The sequence below is a fragment of the Micrococcus sp. HG099 genome (assembly GCF_024723355.1).
GTDB classification, from domain to species: Bacteria; Actinomycetota; Actinomycetes; order Actinomycetales; family Micrococcaceae; genus Micrococcus; species Micrococcus endophyticus.
On the sequence record NZ_JANQCJ010000230.1, the window covers coordinates 1 to 1,768 of the forward strand.

The 1,768-nt window shown below is 75.5% G+C and carries 1 protein-coding gene and 1 tRNA gene; one reads left to right on the forward strand and one right to left on the reverse strand.

Annotated features, from left to right (window positions below):
* Nucleotides 1-141: 141 nt before the first annotated feature.
* A tRNA-Lys gene (locus NWP10_RS11840) sits at nt 142-217 on the forward strand.
* 170 nt (nt 218-387) lie between these two features.
* On the opposite strand, the gene NWP10_RS11845 is transcribed toward NWP10_RS11840, so the two are convergent.
* Nucleotides 388-1,629 carry a D-arabinono-1,4-lactone oxidase gene (locus NWP10_RS11845; RefSeq protein WP_375162495.1) on the reverse strand — a complete coding sequence of 414 codons (1,242 nt, stop codon included), beginning with the start codon at nt 1,627-1,629 and terminating at the stop codon, nt 388-390.
* Between the last annotated feature and the right edge of the window lie 139 nt (nt 1,630-1,768).

A 1,768-nucleotide genomic window follows, 5' to 3' on the forward strand; every position in this document is an offset into this window, starting at 1 on the left:
GGATGAGGCGGGGGGTGCGGGCCGACGGCGACGTCGAACGGCCCGGTCCACGGTAGTGCCCCCGCCGGGTCGGCTACCATCGGAGAGCGCCCGTCAGGGTCGCCGCCGGGGCCGAGCGCCGCCGTCGGGACGCGCGGGCGAGGGCCTTTAGCTCAGCTGGCAGAGCATCGGACTTTTAATCCGCCGGTCGCGGGTTCGATCCCCGCAGGGCCCACCAGAAGTTGCTTGTTCAAACCGCCGACATTTCCGGTTTGACCTGCGTGGACTGCCGTCTCCCCGTCTCGGGAGGCGGCAGTTTGCTGTACTCCGGGGTCGAACAGGATTTGGTACGGCTCGCCTGCCTGGCCGTCGATGCCGTCGTCGGCGTCGGCAGCCGCTTCATGGTCCTCATGCTCCCAGCACGCGGTTCAGGTGGTCGTTGGCGAAGACCCGGCCCGGGTCGACGGCGTCGCGCTGGGCCAGGAAGTCCCCGAACCGGGGGTAGGCCTCGGCGGCCCACGCGGCGTCGCGGGTGTGCTCCTTGCCCCAGTGCGGGCGCCCGTCCAGGCCCAGGAACAGCTCCTCGACCGCGCGGAAGCAGTCGGTGGGGTCCTCGCGGTGGTAGCGGTGCACGGCCAGGTACACGGACTCGCGGCCGTGCGCGGTGGAGAGCCACACGTCGTCGGCGGCCGCAGTGCGGACCTCCACGGGGAAGGAGACCGGGCCCCCGCCGCGGGCGCGGTCGGCCAGGAGCGCGCGCAGGCCGGTGAACGCCTCCGTGAAGCGCTCGAGCGGCAGCGCGTACTCCATCTCCCGGAAGCGCACCGCGCGGTCCGCCACGAACACCCGGTGGGAGACGTCCGTGTAGGTGCGGCGGTCCACGCCGCGCGCGGCCGCCGCGTTGAGCGCCGGCACGAGCCGCGGCACGCGGGCGCCCAGGCGGCACGTCGCCTCGAAGAGGCCGTTGGCGAGGATCCGGTCCATCACGGCGGCGCGCAGCGGCGGCACGGGGTCCAGGCCCGAGCCCAGCGGCAGCCGGGTGTTCTCCTTGGTGAGGGCCACGGACGTGCCCGGGAACCAGTAGAACTCGAGGTGGTCCGCGGCCCGGGAGCGCTCCACGAAGGAGGCGACGACGTCCTCCAGCGGCTCCGACCGCTCCTCGGCCCGCAGCAGGAACGCCGGCACGGCCTGGATCTCGGCCTCCACGACCACGCCGAGCGCGCCGAGGCCCACCCGGGCGGCCTGGAACAGCTCCGGCTCGGTCCGCGCGTCCAGCCATCGGACCGCGCCGTCCGCGGTGACGAGCCGCAGCCCCGTGACCATCCCGCCGTAGCCGGTGAAGCCCAGCCCGGTGCCGTGCGTCGAGGTGCTCAGCGCCCCGGCCAGGCTCTGCCGGTCGATGTCCCCCATGTTCGCCAGCGCGAGCCCGTGCGCCCCCAGCAGCGGGCCGAGCCGGTGCAGGGGCGTGCCCGCGAGCACGCGCACCCGACCGGTGGCCCGGTCCACGCCCGTGAGGCCGCTGAGGGCGTCGAGCTCCAGCTGCACGCCGTCCGTGACGGCGATCGGGCTGAACGAGTGCCCGGCGCCGATCGGCTTCAACCGCCGTCCCGCCGCCGCGGCCCTCCTGACGACGTCGGCCACCTCCGCCACGGAGCCCGGCCGGGCCGTCTCGGCGGGGGTCCAGGACGCCGAGCCGGACCAGGTGGTCCGCCGGCCCGCGCCGGGGCCGGGGGCGCCGTCGTCGTGGCCGCGGACCGCGCCGCCCTCGCGCCCCGCACCGCCCTCACGC